General features: G+C 67.3%; 22 protein-coding genes and 1 tRNA gene. 5 read left to right on the forward strand and 18 right to left on the reverse strand.

Annotation, left to right across the window (positions count from 1 at the left end):
- Positions 1-406: 406 nt before the first annotated feature.
- Positions 407-479 (forward strand) — tRNA-Arg (locus I6J71_RS02230).
- Positions 480-618: 139 nt separating this feature from the next.
- On the opposite strand, the gene I6J71_RS02235 is transcribed toward I6J71_RS02230, so the two are convergent.
- From I6J71_RS02235 to I6J71_RS02295, 13 genes are all read right to left on the reverse strand, one after another.
- Complete coding sequence (locus I6J71_RS02235; RefSeq protein WP_239154376.1) at positions 619-2,028, reverse strand: tyrosine-type recombinase/integrase; 1,410 nt, start codon at positions 2,026-2,028, stop codon at positions 619-621.
- Positions 2,025-2,213, reverse strand: coding sequence for an AlpA family transcriptional regulator (locus I6J71_RS02240; protein WP_204093193.1), 189 nt, complete (start codon positions 2,211-2,213; stop codon positions 2,025-2,027). The genes I6J71_RS02235 and I6J71_RS02240 overlap by 4 nt, the downstream gene beginning before the upstream one ends.
- Before the next feature lie 184 nt (positions 2,214-2,397).
- Positions 2,398-3,789 (reverse strand): DUF3631 domain-containing protein, encoded by a 1,392-nt coding sequence (locus I6J71_RS02245; protein ID WP_204093194.1) that lies wholly within the window; start codon positions 3,787-3,789, stop codon positions 2,398-2,400.
- Positions 3,789-4,655, reverse strand: coding sequence for a bifunctional DNA primase/polymerase (locus I6J71_RS02250; RefSeq protein WP_204093195.1), 867 nt, complete (start codon positions 4,653-4,655; stop codon positions 3,789-3,791). Before I6J71_RS02250 ends, I6J71_RS02245 begins: the two co-directional genes overlap by 1 nt.
- A 235-nt stretch (positions 4,656-4,890) precedes the next feature.
- Positions 4,891-7,164 (reverse strand): hypothetical protein, encoded by a 2,274-nt coding sequence (locus tag I6J71_RS02255; protein ID WP_204093196.1) that lies wholly within the window; start codon positions 7,162-7,164, stop codon positions 4,891-4,893.
- A complete protein-coding gene (locus I6J71_RS02260) occupies positions 7,164-8,252 on the reverse strand; it encodes a hypothetical protein (RefSeq protein ID WP_204093197.1) in 1,089 nt (362 codons plus the stop codon). The genes I6J71_RS02255 and I6J71_RS02260 overlap by 1 nt, the downstream gene beginning before the upstream one ends.
- Positions 8,249-8,560, reverse strand: a complete 312-nt coding sequence (locus I6J71_RS02265) for a hypothetical protein (RefSeq protein WP_204093198.1) — start codon at positions 8,558-8,560, stop codon at positions 8,249-8,251. Before I6J71_RS02265 ends, I6J71_RS02260 begins: the two co-directional genes overlap by 4 nt.
- Entirely contained in the window at positions 8,547-8,795 is a 249-nt protein-coding gene (locus I6J71_RS02270; protein WP_204093199.1) for a hypothetical protein, read from the reverse strand. The genes I6J71_RS02265 and I6J71_RS02270 overlap by 14 nt, the downstream gene beginning before the upstream one ends.
- A gap of 91 nt (positions 8,796-8,886) precedes the next feature.
- Positions 8,887-9,315, reverse strand: coding sequence for an RRQRL motif-containing zinc-binding protein (locus tag I6J71_RS02275; protein WP_204093200.1), 429 nt, complete (start codon positions 9,313-9,315; stop codon positions 8,887-8,889).
- On the reverse strand, positions 9,312-9,602 hold the full coding sequence (locus tag I6J71_RS02280; protein ID WP_239154377.1) for a hypothetical protein: 291 nt from the start codon (positions 9,600-9,602) through the stop codon (positions 9,312-9,314). Before I6J71_RS02280 ends, I6J71_RS02275 begins: the two co-directional genes overlap by 4 nt.
- Before the next feature lie 107 nt (positions 9,603-9,709).
- A complete protein-coding gene (locus I6J71_RS02285) occupies positions 9,710-9,895 on the reverse strand; it encodes a hypothetical protein (protein ID WP_204093202.1) in 186 nt (61 codons plus the stop codon).
- Positions 9,895-10,251, reverse strand: coding sequence for a hypothetical protein (locus tag I6J71_RS02290; protein ID WP_204093203.1), 357 nt, complete (start codon positions 10,249-10,251; stop codon positions 9,895-9,897). The genes I6J71_RS02285 and I6J71_RS02290 overlap by 1 nt, the downstream gene beginning before the upstream one ends.
- Complete coding sequence (locus I6J71_RS02295) at positions 10,251-10,550, reverse strand: hypothetical protein (protein ID WP_204093204.1); 300 nt, start codon at positions 10,548-10,550, stop codon at positions 10,251-10,253. Before I6J71_RS02295 ends, I6J71_RS02290 begins: the two co-directional genes overlap by 1 nt.
- A 422-nt stretch (positions 10,551-10,972) precedes the next feature.
- Between I6J71_RS02295 and I6J71_RS02300 the strand changes: the two genes are divergently transcribed.
- Positions 10,973-11,317, forward strand: a complete 345-nt coding sequence (locus tag I6J71_RS02300) for a GntR family transcriptional regulator (protein ID WP_204093205.1) — start codon at positions 10,973-10,975, stop codon at positions 11,315-11,317.
- Here I6J71_RS02300 and I6J71_RS02305 read toward each other — a convergent pair.
- Positions 11,298-11,501: a hypothetical protein gene (locus I6J71_RS02305; protein WP_204093206.1), complete on the reverse strand. Its 204-nt coding sequence runs from the start codon at positions 11,499-11,501 to the stop codon at positions 11,298-11,300. The two genes, I6J71_RS02300 and I6J71_RS02305, sit on opposite strands and share 20 nt — an antisense overlap.
- Before the next feature lie 158 nt (positions 11,502-11,659).
- Between I6J71_RS02305 and I6J71_RS02310 the strand changes: the two genes are divergently transcribed.
- Both I6J71_RS02310 and I6J71_RS02315 read left to right on the forward strand, forming a co-directional pair.
- Positions 11,660-12,880, forward strand: coding sequence for an XRE family transcriptional regulator (locus I6J71_RS02310; protein ID WP_204093207.1), 1,221 nt, complete (start codon positions 11,660-11,662; stop codon positions 12,878-12,880).
- Positions 12,877-13,434: an rRNA adenine N-6-methyltransferase family protein gene (locus I6J71_RS02315; protein ID WP_204093208.1), complete on the forward strand. Its 558-nt coding sequence runs from the start codon at positions 12,877-12,879 to the stop codon at positions 13,432-13,434. The genes I6J71_RS02310 and I6J71_RS02315 overlap by 4 nt, the downstream gene beginning before the upstream one ends.
- A 317-nt stretch (positions 13,435-13,751) precedes the next feature.
- On the opposite strand, the gene I6J71_RS02320 is transcribed toward I6J71_RS02315, so the two are convergent.
- The 3 genes from I6J71_RS02320 to I6J71_RS02330 all read right to left on the reverse strand — a co-directional run bounded on the left by I6J71_RS02320 (position 13,752) and on the right by I6J71_RS02330 (position 16,367).
- Positions 13,752-13,967 (reverse strand): tyrosine-type recombinase/integrase, encoded by a 216-nt coding sequence (locus I6J71_RS02320; protein ID WP_204093209.1) that lies wholly within the window; start codon positions 13,965-13,967, stop codon positions 13,752-13,754.
- 882 nt (positions 13,968-14,849) lie between these two features.
- Positions 14,850-15,560 (reverse strand): ABC transporter ATP-binding protein, encoded by a 711-nt coding sequence (locus I6J71_RS02325; protein ID WP_204093210.1) that lies wholly within the window; start codon positions 15,558-15,560, stop codon positions 14,850-14,852.
- Positions 15,561-15,563: 3 nt separating this feature from the next.
- A complete protein-coding gene (locus tag I6J71_RS02330) occupies positions 15,564-16,367 on the reverse strand; it encodes an ABC transporter permease (protein ID WP_204093211.1) in 804 nt (267 codons plus the stop codon).
- A gap of 112 nt (positions 16,368-16,479) precedes the next feature.
- Here I6J71_RS02330 and I6J71_RS02335 point away from each other — a divergent pair, with 112 nt between their 5' ends.
- The gene (locus tag I6J71_RS02335) at positions 16,480-17,190 is read left to right on the forward strand and encodes a hypothetical protein (RefSeq protein WP_204093212.1); all 711 of its coding nucleotides are present in this window, start codon (positions 16,480-16,482) and stop codon (positions 17,188-17,190) included.
- A 29-nt stretch (positions 17,191-17,219) separates the two neighbouring features.
- Here I6J71_RS02335 and I6J71_RS02340 read toward each other — a convergent pair whose 3' ends face one another.
- Positions 17,220-17,654: a hypothetical protein gene (locus I6J71_RS02340; protein ID WP_204093213.1), complete on the reverse strand. Its 435-nt coding sequence runs from the start codon at positions 17,652-17,654 to the stop codon at positions 17,220-17,222.
- Positions 17,655-17,716: the final 62 nt, after the last annotated feature.

A 17,716-nucleotide genomic window follows, 5' to 3' on the forward strand; every position in this document is an offset into this window, starting at 1 on the left:
GCGGCAGCGTGGCGGTCCACGGCGTCCGCCGATCCGCGCCAATTGATCTCCGACATCCGCAATGCGTCTTCGCTGGAGGAAGGCGCCGCTGCCGAGGCTGGGCACACCTGATTGCCACGACGTCATCCGGCTACGTCGAACAACTGCCGCGGAAGGATAGGCCCCCGATCTGGGCGTGGCCGTGGTGCCGTGGACTGCGGGCCGGCTATCCCGATCGTCGCCAAGGCGACGCTACCGCACGCCGACGTGCCGCACCCCGCCCACGAGCCCCGCCGCGGTTGTCGGCACTGCTTTCACGGACCTGGCGTGGATCACCACTTCCTTCGCCGCGGACCCGGACCGGCGTGACCTGTAGCGGGCTGAGCTGGGGACTGGTACTTCGTGGGATGCTAAAGTAGGGCCGAACGCCCTCGTAGCTCAGGGGATAGAGCACCGCTCTCCTAAAGCGGGTGTCGCAGGTTCGAATCCTGCCGGGGGCACAGTGAGCGACCTGCATAAAGTCGCCCTTGACCAGCGAAGACGCCGGTCAAGGGCGACTTTGTTATGTGCGGCTGAGAGCACGTCCGAGCGGTGTCTTGCGGCTCAGCGTGCCGAGGACGTGCCGAAGCTCTGCCGTCCTCAACCGTGCCCGAGTGCACGCTGGACCTTCGCCTTGGACACGCGGTCCCGCCCGTCGAGGCACTTCGCGTAGACCTGCAGGAGGACCTCGACCGAGTGTCCGGCCCACTCGGCTACCTCAGTTGGGTCCATGCCAGCGTTCAGCCATGTAGAGACGGCTGCGTGCCGAAGGTCGTACGGGCGACCGGCCAGCGGGGTTGCAGCGACAGGCTTCGTAAACGTGGCCTCGCGCGCGGCGCGCCACACTCTGTGCCACGTGATGGCGGGAACCTCCCCGCCCGCATCGCCAACGAACAGTTCGCCCTCGGGGCCGGTCCCGAACTGGTCGAGGTGCTCGCGCAGGATCGCCGTGAGTTCCGGCGGACATGGCGCCGAGCGACCCTCGCCTTGTTCACGATGCTTGAGACCACGGCGGTCTCGCGGTCTACCGCTGTCGGTCCAGGCGCTTCCCGCGTGCGGGGTTGCTTCGTCGACATAGATTTCTCCCCAGTCGTGAACCCATTCCTGTCGTTCGTCGTTCCATTTCGGGTCGGGCAGTATGAGGTTGTCCACGTTCAGGTTCACCGCCTCTTCCGGTCGTAGCCCCGCGAAATACATCGCTGCGTAGCACGCGTACAGGCGCTTGCCGCTTCGCCTCGTCGTCCTGACCTCCCGAAGCAGGGTTCTCACCTGAATCGGGTTTGCGACGCGTCGCCGATCGATCGCACGGGATGGCTTAGGTGCAGTCCACTTGATTTCACGTACCGGGTTGGTCGTGAGCCAGCCCCGTTCGACGCAGTAGCTGAGGAAGTTGTTAAGGATCATTCGACGCTGCCGGGCGACGCTACGAGCGAGAGGCTTGCCATCCAATTTCGATACGACCGAGTCGTGAAGTTTGCGCGCGGTCTCGGGGTCCAGGACCTGGGAAAGCGGTGCGGTGTGCCGCTTGATCCACCGAATAGTGCCGTCGATGTCGTCCGGCTTCCCCTCCTGCTCTCGCCGTGGTGTGTTGAGTATCCAGTTGTTGAGCGCCGACCGGATCAGCGCAATCTTGGGCTTGCCCGGTTCGTCGTCGAGCATCACCACCGTGGCCGGGGTCAGTGATTCTACGATCGTTTTCCGGTATGTTGCTGCCGCCTTCGGCCACTTCATATCGACGTACTGACAGACTGCCTGGTACCACGACAACGAATTAGACTGGCGTGCCATCGAAACCGGAAGCCCGTCAGTTAGCCGAAACGCCTCGCCTCGACTAGCGGCCGATTGAAGATCTGAACGGAAACTGTTCGCAAGTCCGCGATGCGTGAATGGCTCTTTGAAAGGTGGAAGCTTGGCCACCTTCCAGCGTACCCAGTACGTCGTCTTACGCTTTCCATGGTAGACGTCGATGCTCCAGATTCGGACATCGAAAGTGGTTTCGGGGTAGGTCAAGCTGCGGCCTCCTCGCGTTCTTCAAGCCAGCGGTCGTACTCAGTACGCCGAATTCGGATGTCGCCGTTGGGTAGTTTTATGCAGCGTGGCGCCCTCCCCTTTGCCTTCCATTCATGGAAGGTTCGTCGCGAAATTCCAAGGTCGTCGCAGATGTCGGCAATGGTGAGGTGGCGTTGGGTAGCCATGTGTTCGTCTCCCTGGGGTAACGGGTTAGCGGTGGCGGGTAACGCGCATGGGTGCCTCCTGAGGTCGGGTAGCGAGAGACCGCTACACGGGCTGGCTGGACTTGTCCGCTACTGCCGCTACTGCCGCTACCTGCCTGGTCAGAGCGGTAGCGGATACGGAGGCGGTAGCGGCTACATCCGCTACCTACGCCGCCGGACCGGGCGGAGACTCGCTGGCGGTAGCGTTCGTATCCGCTACCGCCCCGGCGTCCGCTACCGCGGTGACCTGCGAAGTAGCGGAGGTAGCGGCAGTAGCGCTTGTGGGCAGGTAGCGGCTCCAGGCGTCGGCGAGCCCGCCTTCGCCGTGGACGTAGTAGCCCTTGGGGACCTTCGCCTTGCCGCCGCCAGGGTCCTTCCGCTTGAGGTTCTTGCTGGTGATCCCGTAGGGCTCGAGTTCCTTCGCGAGCCGGCGGGAGTCGAGCTCCTTACCGTGGCCGTCGAGGTCGCCCCACGGTGCTTCGTCGAGTTCGCACAGCGCGGTGAGGATTTCGGCGGTGGTCATGTCGGTGACGCCGCGGGCCGCGAAGAGGTCTCGCAGGTCGGCGAGCAGCCGAATGCGGAGCCCGCCGCCCTTGCGGTCGACGTTGGCCGCGGCGACGAAGTGCGAGCAGGCGGCGCGAGCGGTGGTGGGCCAGTGGTCGCCGGCGGCGTCGGCGATGGCGATGAGCGGTCGCCAGATCTCGGCCGATCGGTCCCGGACGCCTTCGGGCATGTCGGGGCGGCCGCGGCTGATCTTGTCGGTGACGGTGTCGATCCACGCGGCCAGTTGCTCGCGCAGCGGGCGGGCTTCGGCCTCTACGTCCTCCTCCCAGAACTCCTCCACTTCCTCGTCCTCGCGGCGGCGCTGCATGTGGATGGTGATGGCGCGGGTGGTGATGGTGTCGGGCATGTTCCCGGCGATGCCAGCGAGCGCGACCGGCGCGTAGACCGGGAACCGCTGGACCTTCATCGCGCGGGCGTCGCCGACGCACCGCGCCACGGTGGCGGACCGCTTGTAGCCGGCGTTGAGCAGGCCGCGCAGGTCTTCGTTGTTGCCGCCGGTCTTCGGGCTGAAGATCGTGTCCACCTCGTCGAACAGGATCGTGATCGGCCCGTCGTTGACCATGCGGAACAACGCGGCGGTGGTGGCGGACATGGTCATCTCCGGTGCCCGCACGAGGTGCTGCGCGACCTCCAGCACGCGTGTCTTGCCGCTGCCGGGCTCCACACTGGACAGGATCAGCCGCGGTGTGACGTAGAAGTGGTCTGCGGCGTGGGTGTGGGCGTACCAGAGCGCGAGCATGGGCGCGCAGTGCTCGGACGGGAACAGGTTGAACCGCAACACGAAGTCCCGCACCCGGTCCAGGACCTCGTGCCCGGGCACCGTGGTGGCGTGCGCCGCGCGCCAGACGTTCTGGCAGTTCTCCGAGCAGAAGTCGTCGGAGGGTGAGGTGTCGAGCGCGCGGCCGCACTGACAGCACGCGCCGCCACCTTCGGCGGCAACGGGAGCACCGATCGCCGCGTCGATCGCGGACACGGTGCTGTCCACACTGGTCATTAGGCTGCCTTTCCTCGTCGGGCTACGGGGTTACGGGCGCCGGCGGTCAGCCCGGCGTCGACGACACGGGAGATCTCGCGCGGGGTGCAGTCGCATCCGGCGGTGGCCATGTGGTCGGCCGCGGCGATCAGGTCGGCTCGTGCGGTGGTGTGGTCGATCAGGTCGGCCCCGACCTTGCGGCCGATGGTGTAGGCCGCGGCCGAGAGCACGGCGTTGTGCTGCTCTGGTGGCGCCGCACGGATGCGTTCACACTCGCCAGCGAGTGCCGCCGACCCATAGCGGTTCGGGTCTACAGCGCGGATCTCACGAGGCGCTGAGATCGCCGTAGACGCGCGTTCGGCGCACGCCTGGACCAACCACCCCGGCAGCTCGACCGGATCGGTCTCGTCGCACAGCTCCCATCCGCCGACGTCGGCGACCGACCCCGGTCCCACCACGTATCCGCCGTGCGCTCGCACGTCGACGCGCGGGGCGAGTTGACCGGCGCTGCTGCGCAGGTGGGTTCCGGCCGGGGCGAGGTAGTACAGGTGCCGGCCGCCGGATGGCGTGGTGACGGTGTAGGTCGCGGGCAGCGGTCCCCCCCGCTGCTCAGCAAGCTCGGCCAGTGCTGTCGCTCCGTCCGGGCCAGACTGCCCCGGCTTCGGCTGGTCGAGGTCGACGACCACCAGCCCGGCTGGCCCGGTGGCAACGGCGACGTTCCAGCGGTCCGCGTTCCAACAGCGGCGGATACGGGCGGGATCGGTCGTGGCGCGGGTTTCCCATTCCCGCACCGCGGGCTGCTTGCGCCCCGGTACGAGCGGGAACACCGGCCAGCGCATCGCGGCGAGGTAGAGCGCCCACTCCAGAAACGTGTCCGTGGTGTCCACGGTGGTCTCCTCCGAAATCAATTACTGTGAGTGACAGTCTGAGGGTGTGAGCGGGTTGTGACACTTGCCGGAGTGGTCCCCGGGGGGTGGTCTTCAGGCGGTCTGGTGCTGTCACCAGCACGGAGCCGGGGAAGTGTCACAACCGTCATCGCGGCTGTTCGGGGGATTCTGCGAAGTGTCATCGGCTCCGTGACACTTCACGGACGAGACACCGCATCCCGACTCAGCCCGATAGTTACTGTCCGTGTTCGATGGTGGTTTGCTGCTTCTCGACCGCGGCGGTGATGTCGGCGAAGCGGTAGCCGCGTTTCTGGACGTCCTCGCCGTTGTCACCGGGGACGCGGACAGGGCCGGGCTTGAGACCGACGTCGCGGAAATCCTGGGCGAGGGCCTTGCCCGAGCCGCGGCCCAGCGCCTCGGCGAGTTCGTCGGAGGACACCGCGTCGCGGGCGTCGGTGTCACCGGCCTGCCAGGCGGCGAGGTCGTCGGCGAGGTAGTCGAGCACCTCACCGAGCACGCCGAGGCGGGCGCGGCGCTGCTCGTCGTCGAACGCGGCCCGTTGGGCGACCGCGGCGACTTCCGGGCTGGTGGCGCCCGAGACCTGCGTGAGGGTGAGGCCGGCGGCGGAAAGTGTCACAGCGTCCCACTCCGGCCGCCCCGCGGCGGCGGCGCGGCGAGCGCGCTCGGCGGCGACGGTGTTGTCGATCCAGAGCACGCGGGTGGGGATCGGTTCGTCGCCTTCCATGCAGCCTTCCAGGAAAAACGTGCCAGTGTCGTTGAGCCGCGAGCCGCGCTTGGGCCGGTAGTTGCCCGGGGTGTAGCCCTCACTGATGGCGTTGTCCCCAAACAGCAGACGGGTCTGATAGTCGGCCAGGCCAGGGCCGGCGGCCTTGAACGCCACCTCCGCGGCCACGCTGTCGCCGAGTGCGTCCTTCTTCGCCGACTGGGAGGCGAAGATGATGACCACCCCGGCCTTGCGCGCCACCCGCAGCAACGCCACCGCCAGCGCCTTGCCGTCCTTGGTCAGCCGCGGGAACTCGTCCAGCACCACCACCAGGGCCGGGTGCTCGGGTGAGGGCTGCCACTCATCGCCCATGCCGAGCCGGTCCTTGATGCGGGTACGGGCGTTGGCGATGCGCAACGCCGTCTCCAGCGCCACCTCGCAGTCCTCAGGGGACAGTGCCCGCAGTCCCATCGCGTCGGCCTGCGGTGCCTGCCCGACACCGGAGGGGTCCAGATCCCACAGGATCGCGTCATTGGTATGGGCGAGACCGTCCACAATGGCGCGAATCTTGCCGGACTTCCCACCTCCTGAGGCGGCCAGGATGATCGCGTGGGTGGACTGGAACGACGCGGACATGGTGCGCCCGTCCAGGCGCAACCCCAGCTCGATCGGGTCGGCCAGGCACCGCTCGCCCGGCCGGTAGACCGGCAGCGGCGGCATCGACGCCCACGGGTCGGACTCGATGATGCGGGTGGTGAACCGGGCTCGCCGGTCGGTGTGCGGCTGCACCAGCACCCCGTTCTGGCGCACGTCGAGATCGGTCTCGACCTGCTCCAGCTTCTTGATCACGTCGGCGGGACGCTTGCCCGAACCACCGACGATCTGCATCTCCAGCTCCCACCCCCACGCGGTGCGCCGCCCGGTGATCGGGTTGACCTCCACGCCCTGCGCCAGCAGCGAACGGCGCAGCAGCTCCAGCGCGGCGCGGTCGTGGCGGGCCTCGGCGATGGGCAGCACCGGCAACGTGTCCCCGGCGTCGGCGACCGTGCCGACCCGCTTGCGGTTGCGCTTCTTCCACACCTTGCGCATGTGGGCCCACCCGTTCACGGTCAGCGCGGCCAGCAGCCCGCCCGCGACAGTCAGGTCGATCGTCGCCACGACCTGCCCGTATTCCCACACCGGCCACCCGTTGAGGGCCCAGTCCACCACCGCCGGCACCTCCGCCAGGGTGAGCAGGCCGTAAAACGCGGCGGCGGGCTTGCTGGTCAGGGCCCGGCCCAGCGTCGCCAGCTGCGCCTCGCGGCGGGCCTGCACCTGCATCTGGGCGGCAGCGCGCTCGGGGACCGGCTCGTGGCGGTGGCTGCCGCCCTCGCGGTGCTCGGCGGCCTTGCGCCAGTTGTGGAACTGCTCCCAGCTGGCCCACACCCCGACCACCGGCCCGGCCAGCACCCCCACCGTGTAGCCGGACACCCGCACCGCGGTGCGGGTCCGCTCGTGGGTGGCGACCGTCTTGGCGGTGCGCACCACGGTCACCACATCGTTGCGGTAGCCGCGGTAGCGCTCGATTGCCTTGGCCCGCTGAATCCGGGCGTACTCCTCGGCGGTGAGGAGGTCGCCGTCCATCACCTCGCCGTCGATCACCTGGGTGTCGGGCGCGGCCGGCGCGGTGTCGACGCGTCGAGTGGGCAGGTAGTGCACTTCGGCGATTTCGTTGTCGCTGTTCATGGGGGACCTCTCGCGCGTGGTCGTGGTGGTGGGGTGTTCGTCGTGGGGGTTCTGGCTCATCACGCCGCTCCATTCACCTGCCGGGGGCGAAAGCCCTGGACCAAAGGCGCCACCCGGTAGGCGCGGCCGCGGTCCCCGCGGCCGTTCATCACGTGCCGGTAGATCGCGTAGCCGGTCGGGTCGGTGCCGAGTTCACCGGCCGCGACGGCCTGCTTCGTGGCGTCCAGAAGCGTCCGGACGTCCTCGGGCAACTCGGCCTCCGCCGGGCCGTCCTCGGCGTGTTTGCGCAGGTTGATCGTGCTCTGCGGTCGGGCAGACGGGTCGGTGTAGAGCCCGGTGATCGCCTCGGCGTAGAAGCCCTGCACGATCGGCAGCACCACCGCCGCCGCGACCCCGGCCAGCGGGACCACGATGTGCAGCGCGACGTCCTGCCACCGCACGTGCGGCGCATCGAACTCCGGGGCCACGTTCATCAGCAGTGCCGCCAGCAGGGCGCCGATCTCGATGCCGAGCACCACCCACTTGGCGCGGCCGGTGCTCTGGCCCATGCCTGACCCGAACGCGGCCAGGTCGCCGCGGGCCAGCAGTAGCCCGATCACCAGCGCCGACAGCAGCGGGTCCACACCCCAGGCCACCAGCCATTGCGGCGACCACGCGGGCGCGGTGCCCGCGGCGAAGTGCTGCACGTTGACGCAGGTGAACATCATCGACAGCGCCAGCACGGCCCAGCCGATCAGCGTCCATCGGCGGCGCCGCTGCGTCAGCTGCAACGCCCGAACGTCGACGTTGGTCTCGACCTTCCGGCGGCCGGCCGCCGAGGTGGCCGCGGCCTCCAATTCGGCCTGCTCTCGGGCGCCCTTGCCCTGCAACCGGCGGGCGTGCGCGGCGGTGTCCAGGTCGGCCAGCATCTCCTCTTCGGCCAGCTCCTGGTGCCGGTCTAGCACCCGCTGCGTCGGCAGCGTCCGGACCCGCTCGGCCTCGGCCGCGGCCGCCTCCAGCTCTTGCACCCGCCCGGTGTAGCCATCCGCCGGACGCTCCTGCGCACACTCGTCAACCTCGGCAGACCCCGGCGCCGGCGTCGTCTCGGCCACGGTGGTCTCCACATCGGCGGGCACCAGCAGCCCGCCGCGACGAACGAACTCGCTCATCGACCCTCACCCCCGGTACGGTTTGTGGCGCGGCCGGCGCGAAACTCGCGGCAGGCGTGCAGCGCCCACAACAGCGCGACCAGACCGGACAGCGGGGCGAACCACTCGGACGCGGTGAACGTCAGCACCAGCGGCACCGACACCCCGGCCAGCTCGCCCAGGTGACAGCCCGCCCACACCGCCGTGCGAACGGTGCGCGTCGGCCCGCTCGCCGTCGCGCCACGCGTCGGCAGCTGTGACGTCGTGCCAACCAGCGGGCCCGTCGTCGTGTCCAGCTGTGACGTGTTCTGCGGCTCAGGCATAGACATTGCCGGCCTCCTTCCTGGTGGTGTGGGCGTAGAAGTCGTTGACCGGGCGCCGTGGTGGGGTGCTGGCCTGCCGGGACGCGTAGCCGTCGATCAGGCCCAACGCGACCTCCAGCACCAACGCCAGCAGCACCAACGGAATCCGGACCAGGTGCAGCGCCACGAACAGCAGCAGCGCGCCGGTGAACCGCAGCAGCCGCCACGTGCCGAAGCGCTGCAAGACGTCGAATGTGCTCATCGGTTGCCCTCCTTGCGGGCGGCTTCGCGGCGGGCGCGGTCGATCTCTTCCTGTTGGGTCTGCACGAGGTCGTGCCAGGCACCGGAGTCGCTCACGCGGCCACCTCCATCCGGTCGGCTTCGTCGAGGTCGAAGCAGGTCCAGCACTGCCTGGTGCTGGTGGGCACGCAGTAGTCCTGGATGACTCCGCAGTCCACGCAGGTGCGGCGGGCCTCCATCGCGTGGTCCATCTGCCCGGGCGCGGCGGTGCGCTTGGGGGCGGCCAGCTCGACGGAGAACAGCTCCGCGACGGTTTCCCGGGCGTAGGGGCGGTGGTGGCGGAACACCAACAGCCCCTTGGGGTCCTGCCCGTTCGGCCGCATCCCGATCTCCCGTAGCTGCGACTTCGTGAGCAGGGTCGAGGGAGCCTCGCCCCACCCGAACACCGGCAACCCGTCACGGAACCCGCGGCACAGGCACACGTGGTGCGTGCGCCCGTCGTATACGCGGGTTATCTGCTGACGGCGGTTGCGAGGGTTCACTGGACCTCACCCGCCCAGGCGCCGTGCAGCTCGTTCCCGGCCAGCTTGATCAGCTGCAACGCGACGTCGCGGTACACCCCGGCGCGGGGCCGCTTGATCGAGGCCGGAACGTCGTCGTTGGCGAGTAGAAAATCCGCGTTCGCGGTGAGGGTGTCCGCGATTTCGCACAGGCGGCCGGCGATCTCGCGCGAGATCAGGACGTTCAGCTCGCGGGGGGTGTATGTGTAGGTCACGGCCTCGCGCCGCTGCTCGGTGGCGGTGCGCGTCGGTTCGTGCGTGGCTACCATCTGGGATTCCTCCGTGCGGTCTTGCGGCTGGCGGTGGGAACCCGGCGCGGTGGGCGCGTTCTTGGCGGTTCGGGCCGCCGCGTCGGGGTGAAAGATCAGGCGAGTCGTCATTTCCGCGCCTGCGCGATCTGCTCGCAGACGGGGCAGGGCTGACCGGGCAGCTTGAACAGCCGCCACGTCGAGGTCTCGTAGTTGCCGGCCTCTTCGGTCGCGCCACACAACGCCGTGATCCGGCCCGACCACCAGGACTTTTTCGCAGTTCGGTGCACCAGCGGCGCGACCTTCTTGCCCATCAGGCAGCCACCTCGCCTTCAGCCACCCCGGGCACCAGCGTGTGGCTGGTCGCGGTCGCACCCGACGTGTGCAGGCAACCGACCACGAAACTCGACCGCAGCGTGAGGTTCGTACGCAGGGCCGCTCGGTCCGCGCGGCGGTGCGCCCGCCGTGCCCGGACCTGGTCGGTCAGATCCCGCGACACCCGGAACGACTCCTCCAGGTCAGCGGCGATCCACTCGCGCTCGGCGTCCTGCACCAGCGCGTCAATCTCGGCAACCTCGGCCGCCATGTCTTCCTCCCTCGCAACACCGGAAATCTGGTCATCCACCAGCGCAAACAGGGCCCTGGTGGCGGTGATCCGTGCCCTCGTCATCAGGCGGCCTTCCCGCTCGTCGCAGTCCAGTGGGCGTCCGAGCGCAGTTGCGCCCCGTGCCAGCGCTCATACGCCAGACGAGTGCGGCGCACCGCATCGCTGTGAGCGGCTTCAAGCGCCCGCAGCACCGCGCGGTAATCGGCGCGCAACGGCTGCTCCACCACCAGCTGGCGAACCGACGCCACCCGCGTGGCCAGCCGCACCATCTCCTTACGGGCCACCAAATACCGTGCAGCAGCTCGCTCCTCCGACAACCGAAAAGCCGTCAACATCGGCACACCACTCGCAGTGCGTTCCATAGAAATTCCTTACGACACAAGAAAACGGACAACGATCTCTGTCGCGACAACCCCGAAGGGCGTCGCCGCACCACCCGCCGGAATCGAACCGGGTACGGCCCCGCCAGCACGCCAGATATCGCTATCCGCGCTGGTCACAGGTCGTTGGCTGCCTAGCCGAGTGGCTTCCGCAAGGTTGCGCATGCGATGCGCTGGCCGGAGCACGCTCTTCAGCCGGTGGCCCTTGCAGCCACCCCGGCGTTTCTAGACGCCGGACCTTTATTCGGTAGGTCACCCCCTGCCGGTGGTCCGGCCCAGTTAGGAGGGATTCCCCTGATCTTGTTGATGACTCATATTAACTTAGGTCAGTATCAGTCATCACGACGATCCGCTATCCGGGTGAACTAAGTCAGTGGTGGTCATCACCGGCTATGCTCTGACGTGTGACGAGCGAAGAGCCGGGCCTTGCGCGCTACGAGCAGGTAGCCGAGTCCATCCGCCGAGCCATCCGCAACGGCACACTCGCGCCGGGTGAGCAGTTGCCATCCAATCGTGAGCTGGCGAAACAACACCGCGTCGCTCTCAATACCGCCCAGCGAGCAGTAAGCACACTTCGAGATGAGGGCTGGCTGGTTGTTCGGCCAACGGTTGGTGCGTTTGTCAGCACCTCCGTCCCGGAGAGTGCGGAGGACTTGCGTGAGACTGTTGTCCACCTGCAAGCGACTGTCATCGAGCTAGAGGCACGGCTCGCCCACGTCGAAGCTGCCATCAAAACGCCTGCCGAATGAAGCTCGCGAGCCCGGTGATGACCTCCTCGCCGAGGTCCCAAAGCTCCTTCGCCCAGTGGGCCGCGTCACTTGGGAACTTCACTACGACCACCAGGAGTGCGATGGCAATCGCGACGCCGAGCACCTTCCGCATCGTTCCGCCGCCGTTTCCGGTCAGCGCTTGCAGCGGGTCCTTCTTACCCATCGGAATCTCCTTACCTCGTCTCCCGTCGGCGTTCCTGCCGTTGAGATCAAGAGTCGTCCCAATCAGGCGGCCCAGGTAGATGAGTCGGGGGTGAGTCGGTTGCCACACCACCGGCTCACCCCCGGCTGACCAGGGAGAATGCAGGCGTTGGAGGTCTCATGGGGTACGAGGTGGAGGAGCCGACCAAGCTCAAGCGCGCCCGGACGGCGGCAGGCTGGTCGCAAAACGAGGTTTGCAGGCGGCTCAGCCATGCTCGCCGCGCTCGTGGCCAGATGCCACCAAAGCCCGAGAGCGTCCTTCGGCAATATCGCTGGTGGGAGCAGGGTAAGAAGAAGGCGACCGAGTGGCAGGACGAGCTGTGCGAGGTCTTCAAGGCATCGCCGCATGCTCTCGGTTTGGCTGAGGAGCCTGCGCCATCACCGCTCATCATCCCGACCGCCGCGCCGACCGTCGCAGACTACGGTGACGCCGCATACCTCGACAGCGCCCGGGGCGACCTCGCGCGTCTCGTGGCGCTCGACAACCGATTCGGCGCGGCTGACATCGTGCGAATGTCGTACAAGTTCTTCAAATCGCTTCAAAACCTTGTCGGTACCGGCGCCTATGACAGTTCATTAGAAAAGGATTTCAACTCACTCATTGGCGAGGTTGCCGAACTTACCGGCTGGCTAGCATATGACGCCGAGATTCACAAGCTTGTGAGGCTCATGAACAATGAGTCTCTCCTTTACACGCGTCTTGCCGGTGATCGGAGTATTGAACTCCTCACGCTCCAAAACTCAAGTATGCACGCTGGGGCCTTGGGTAGGCCCGGTGAGGCACTCCGTATTGCGCAGTCCGTATTGGAGGGAGACTATAAACTCTCACCTCGCCTTCGGGCACTCTTTCTCACCCGCAAAGCCAGGGCGCTTGCGCAGGCTGGCGATGAATCTTCCATTGCACTGTTTGGCGAGATCGAATCGCTCTACTTGGAGGGTGTTCAAGACGGAGATCCTGAGTGGGCTTGGTGGATTGACGAGCGAGAGTTGGCCTGGCATAAAGCAATGGCTACGCAAGCACTGCGACAGGACAGCCTTGCGGTCATTGAGTTTGAGCGTTCCGTGGAGGCGACCGCGCCAACTGAAACACGGAGTCAATATCTCCATCGCGCCTACCTGCTTCAAGCTCAAGTTGATGCCGGATCGTGGAATGAAGTAGAGATCACCATCAAGTCCCTACTTCCTCTGATCCCAGAGGTCGAATCGACTCGAACAAAGGTCCTCCTACGTGAGGCCATCGCCAAGATCGGAACACAAGTCAATGTTCCGGGAAAAATCCAGAGCGGAATCGCCCAGTTGGGAATAGCCTTGGATGAAGCAGACTTGACGGAGGCATGGTGAACCACGACGAACTGACCACGCTCGCGGACCCAAAGTTTGAACAGCACTTCCTGGTCTCCCCTGAAAAGCTTCGGCTGCTCTTCGACGCTGCGGGCATTCGCCCTGACGACGCGGTGCTCGAAGTTGGCGCCGGCGCCGGGACTGTTGCCAGCCACATGCCGCCTTGCAAGAGCCTCACCGTGGTCGAACTTGACACGCGCCTGATCGAGACATTGCGGCGAGAAGTCCCGCGAGCCAAGGTTGTTCAGGGCGACGCTCTTCGACTGGTCCAGCGACTTCCGCATGACGTGCTGATCGGCAATCTGCCCAACGTTGTCACGGAGGCGCTGATCGACATCCTGCCGGGGCTGTCCTTCCGTACTGCCGTACTTGCCGCCGGACGGCGCACGGACTTCTCCCGCCTAAGCTCGATGTTCGACGTTGCCGAAGTCATGACCATCAGTGGCGACGACTTCAGGCCGCCACAACCGAGCGTGTCACGGGTCGTGCGCCTTGCCCGGAAGGCGCCGCAAGCTGGCTCGAAGCCAGCCAACACCGAGGACCCAAGTGAGTAGCAGTCGCACCGTGTGAGCCTGGACAAGGTGGCCGGATCAGCGACTTTGTGCCGATGGTGTGCCGAAGATGGATGACCCTGCCTCGGTAGTGGGTGAGTTTTTGCAGGTCACGGCCATGGTCGAACCGGATGAAAACAAGCTCTCCTAAAGCGGGTGTCGCAGGTTCGAATCCTGCCGGGGGCACAAAACCCCTGGTCACAAGGGTGTGGCCGGGGGGCTTGTTTGCCGGGAGCCCACGCTTAACCCTCGTATTTGGGAAGTTCGGTCTTCGGGTGAGCCGCCAGTGCTGGGCCGACGTCTTCGCCGAAAGCCCCACGCTACATGTAGTCCTCCTGGGTCGTGCTGGTGCGCTCGTGCCCGAGGTAGTCGGCAATCTCGCGCGCCGTCAACCCGGCGTCGTCGAGGACGCCGGCGACGTAGTGCCGGAAGTCGTGCAGGTGCAACCCTGTGAAGGGCGTCTGGGCGACCACCCTGCGGATCCGCGCGCGAGTGTTGTCCGGATCCCTGAGCGTCTCCGCAGCCGAAGGGAACACCCATGCGGACGTGGCCGTCGGCGCGGCGCCTCTTCAGGATGTCCATGACCCAAGCCGGAGGCCGCACGGTGCGCATCCCGGCGCGGCTCTTCGGGTGGTGCTGGACCAACAGCCCTTGCCCGGTAACCCGGACCACGGTGCTGTGGAACCGCACCGTACCGGCGTCGAAGTTGATCGACGTGTCCCAATCGGGTGCGAGAAGCTCGCCGATGCCACAGCCGTGCCGCCACGGCACGTCGGCCATGTCGACGGGGTCCCACCGCTTCGCATTCTCGGAGGCATGGAAAACCCCCAGCACCCCGGTTAATGCTTGCGGAGTTGACCATGAGTCCTTTCTTCCGCTTCCGGGTACCGAGGCTCTCGATCTCCCTCATAGGGTTCTTGTCGAGCGCATCACGCCGAACGACGAGGCTGAAGATCCGGACAGCACGCCCTTCACGTATGACGCGCGCGCGGCCGTGGCGATCGCACGTCTCGATGATCACCCGGTTTGCTGTCGAGACACGTACGTCACGGACCCGCCGCTCACCGAGCGGACCCGCGAGGTAGCGGTTCCACGTGTCGCGATTCTCCCACTTGGTCCGAGCGGCCTTGCTCGATTCGTCCACCTCTTTGAGCCACATTGACGCTGCAACGGACACCTTCGTGTCGGGCTTGATCTCGCCGTCGCTGCTGAGCCGGGCACGATCGCGAAGCGCTTCACGCAAGTTGTCGATGGCTTGGGTCTTCGTAGCCCCTGCACGCTCCACCGGACGCGTGACGCCGTCGTAGTCCTTGTAACTCGCTACGGCGCGGTGTCCGCTGGTCAGCGCGTACGTTGCGATCTTGGCCCAGACCCGCCGCGCTCCGGGGGACGGCGCGGCGGGCCCGGTTCCGGTGTGGTCAGCGGACGCCGCCGCCGATGTTTTCGATGATGCGGAAGAAGCCTTCCTCCAGGTCGCCGTCCACGGCGAGGCCGTGGACCTCACCCTCGTACCGGGTTCGGCCTGCGACGAGAACGCCCACGCGGTCGCAGATCTGCGCGATCTCCGACAGTTGGTGGCTGGAGATCATGATCGTGACCCCCGACCCGGCCAGCGATCGGATCAGCGCGCGCATTTCCCGGATGCCGACCGGGTCGAGGCCGTTCGTCGGCTCGTCGAGCACGATGAATCGCGGGCGCGCCAGTAGGGCGATCGCGAGGCCGAGGCGCCAGCGCATGCCCAGCGAGTACTGCGAAACGCGCCGGGTGCGCACGTCGGTCAGCTGGACCTGGGCCAGCACCGGCTCGATCCAGTCCTGGGACACGCCCCGCAGCTTCGCGTGGATTCGCAGGTGCGACACGGCGTTCAGGTGCGACCACAGGCCCGGGGCCTCGACGAGCGCGCCCACGTTGCTGAGGAGCCCGCGGTCGTACGGCCGGCCGAACAGCCGGATATCGCCGCTGGTCGCGCGTTGCAGGCCGAGCACGGTTTTCATCAGCGTGGTCTTGCCCGCGCCGTTGGGCCCGAGCAGCCCGTAGACCTCACCCGACCGCACCTGCAGGTCAACGCCGTCGAGCGCGCGGTGCGCGCCGTAATGCTTGTGCAGTCCCGAAATCTCGAGAGTGAACATCGATCACACCTCCTTGCGGCTCAGGTGCCGGCACCCGGCGGCCAGCAGGACGGCCAGCAGCCCGACGGACAGGGCCACGGCCACGGGGATCACGCTCGGATCGGCGAGCGGGCTGTGCGGCGGCAGCGCGATGCCGTTGGGGCTGATGCCGGCCACGGGCAGGAGCACCCGCATCGGCCAGGCGACGGGAATCGCGAACCAGAAGGCCTTGTCCGCGGTCAGCGTGCCGGCGAGCAGCCCGACCACGCCGACGGTGATGCCGGGGCCGAGCCCCCACAGCACCGAGACGAGCAGTGCCAGCGCCGACGTCGCCAGCCCGGCGAGCCACGGCAGATAGGCCGCGGCGGTGATCGTGCCGAGAACCTCGCCGACTTGCCCGTTCAGCACCGCCCCGCCCGCGAGAACGGCCAGGAGGATGGTGCTCGAAATCAGGTTCAGCACGGCCAGCGCCCCGAATTTGCCCGCGAAGTACCGCCACCGCGGCACCGCGTACGACAGCAGCAACCGCCAGGCCTCGTTGTCCGCGCGCACGGCCAGCGCGGCCGTGAGCCCCGCGCTCATCGGCACGAGCGCGCCCCAGAACTCGAGCGTCACCCGGCTGAACACGCCCCAGGTGTCTCCGGAGGCGCCTTCGGGGGAGAACAACGAGCCGAGGTACAAAGGCACGGCGATCGCGATCGGCGCGAGAATCGTGTACCAGGGCAGAAATCCTCGCCGCATGCGGGCCAGTTCGGTACCGACGACCGTCCACAGTGCGGGGTGGTCCCGCGCCGCCGGTCCGTCGAGCACTTCCGCGCCGGAAGTCATGGCTCCTCCGTTCCGCCGAATTCGGTGTCGTCCGGTATGTAGCGGTGAGAGGAAGAGGTGGTTCACGCCTTTTTCGCGGCACTCGATCGTGGTGCTCCGGTACCCTGCGGACATGGTCGAGACGCCCCCGCTGTTCTCCGCGGTCTGCCGCGCGCTCGTCCGCGCCGGGCTCCCGCTCGGCGAGCTGTCCGATGTGGACCTGTTCGAGGTGATCGCCGCGACGGCGGAATGGGTCGGCCCCGAAGCCGGCCCGGAGGTCGACCCGCGGCCTGTGGCCGAGGAGCTCGAGGACCGCTTGTCCGGTGGCTGGTTCGCCGAGCCGACACCCAGCGAGGCGCAGGCCCATTTCTCGGTGGCGCCGGAGCCTCCGCGCGTGGCGCTGGTCCGCCCGGAGCCCGGCAGCACAAGGGTTTTCGATGACAAGCCGCTCGGCGCGTGGTGGACGTCGTCCCGTTTGCCGGACGGCACGAGTTGCTGGTCGCGGAGTGAGAGCCTGGTCGGCACCCCGGAAACGCGCGCGGCGGGCGAGGTTCCGCAGCGTCGCGAGCACTGGGTCACGGTCGACCTCGCGGCCGCGCGGATCCACCGCATCGAACGCGCGGCGGACTTCGCCGTGCTGCTGGCGGAGTACCCGCTGGGCGGCAGCGGGTTCCCGCGGGTGGACTGGCTCGCCGTCGCCGAGGATTTCGATGCCGTGCACTTGAGTGCACGCGGGCTGGTGTACACGCAGGACGTGCCGATCGCCACGGACCGTGGCACGTCGGCGTTGCGCGGCTGGAACTGCGAATCGACGGCCTGGCTCACCGAACCGCGGCTGCGGTGAGGTGCCCGGACCGGCACCTCACCGCGGGCTCAGCAGCCAACGACGTCGACGTCCTTGCCGCTGGTGTGCGCGGTGACCGGCTGGTAGGGCACCTGCGTCGCCACGCCGAACGCTTCGCCGTGCATGACCCAGCCGTCGTGGCACTGGTTCCAGGCGGCATTGGACTTGATCTGGTTCTTGCTGGAATTGCGCTGGACGCCGCTGTCGCCCACCAGTTGGTACTGCTGGTATCCGGTGCGCAGCCACAGCTTCACCTGGATCGTCATGCCGGTGACCTTGGTGTTGCAGCTGAACACGCCGTGGACGTTCGTCGCGCCGGGCACCGTGTGCGAACCGTGGGGGTAGTCCACGCTGATCGAGCACGACGGCGGCGCGAGCGGTGCGGCGCTCGCCGTCGCGACGGGCAGCACCACGGTGGTGATCGCGGTCGCCGCGGCGACGGGCAGGGCAAGGGCTTTCTGCACGGGATTCTCCTCTCCGGACGGAAGTTGCCCGTCCAGTAGAAGACGTGATCATCGCGTGCACA

Source organism: Amycolatopsis sp. FDAARGOS 1241 (assembly GCF_016889705.1).
In the GTDB taxonomy this organism is placed as follows: Bacteria; Actinomycetota; Actinomycetes; order Mycobacteriales; family Pseudonocardiaceae; genus Amycolatopsis.

What these genes read in the sequence shown, in the direction of transcription:
- I6J71_RS02240 (WP_204093193.1), bottom strand. Translation starts at nt 2,213, where the DNA reads ATGGCTACCCAACGCCACCTCACCATTGCCGACATCTGCGACGACCTT.
- I6J71_RS02245 (WP_204093194.1), bottom strand. Translation starts at nt 3,789, where the DNA reads ATGACCAGTGTGGACAGCACCGTGTCCGCGATCGACGCGGCGATCGGT.
- I6J71_RS02255 (WP_204093196.1), bottom strand. Translation starts at nt 7,164, where the DNA reads ATGAGCCAGAACCCCCACGACGAACACCCCACCACCACGACCACGCGC.
- I6J71_RS02260 (WP_204093197.1), bottom strand. Translation starts at nt 8,252, where the DNA reads ATGAGCGAGTTCGTTCGTCGCGGCGGGCTGCTGGTGCCCGCCGATGTG.
- I6J71_RS02265 (WP_204093198.1), bottom strand. Translation starts at nt 8,560, where the DNA reads ATGTCTATGCCTGAGCCGCAGAACACGTCACAGCTGGACACGACGACG.
- I6J71_RS02270 (WP_204093199.1), bottom strand. Translation starts at nt 8,795, where the DNA reads ATGAGCACATTCGACGTCTTGCAGCGCTTCGGCACGTGGCGGCTGCTG.
- I6J71_RS02280 (WP_239154377.1), bottom strand. Translation starts at nt 9,602, where the DNA reads ATGGTAGCCACGCACGAACCGACGCGCACCGCCACCGAGCAGCGGCGC.
- I6J71_RS02285 (WP_204093202.1), bottom strand. Translation starts at nt 9,895, where the DNA reads ATGGGCAAGAAGGTCGCGCCGCTGGTGCACCGAACTGCGAAAAAGTCC.
- I6J71_RS02290 (WP_204093203.1), bottom strand. Translation starts at nt 10,251, where the DNA reads ATGACGAGGGCACGGATCACCGCCACCAGGGCCCTGTTTGCGCTGGTG.
- I6J71_RS02295 (WP_204093204.1), bottom strand. Translation starts at nt 10,550, where the DNA reads ATGGAACGCACTGCGAGTGGTGTGCCGATGTTGACGGCTTTTCGGTTG.
- I6J71_RS02305 (WP_204093206.1), bottom strand. Translation starts at nt 11,501, where the DNA reads ATGGGTAAGAAGGACCCGCTGCAAGCGCTGACCGGAAACGGCGGCGGA.
- I6J71_RS02310 (WP_204093207.1), top strand. Translation starts at nt 11,660, where the DNA reads ATGGGGTACGAGGTGGAGGAGCCGACCAAGCTCAAGCGCGCCCGGACG.
- I6J71_RS02325 (WP_204093210.1), bottom strand. Translation starts at nt 15,560, where the DNA reads ATGTTCACTCTCGAGATTTCGGGACTGCACAAGCATTACGGCGCGCAC.
- I6J71_RS02330 (WP_204093211.1), bottom strand. Translation starts at nt 16,367, where the DNA reads ATGACTTCCGGCGCGGAAGTGCTCGACGGACCGGCGGCGCGGGACCAC.
- I6J71_RS02335 (WP_204093212.1), top strand. Translation starts at nt 16,480, where the DNA reads ATGGTCGAGACGCCCCCGCTGTTCTCCGCGGTCTGCCGCGCGCTCGTC.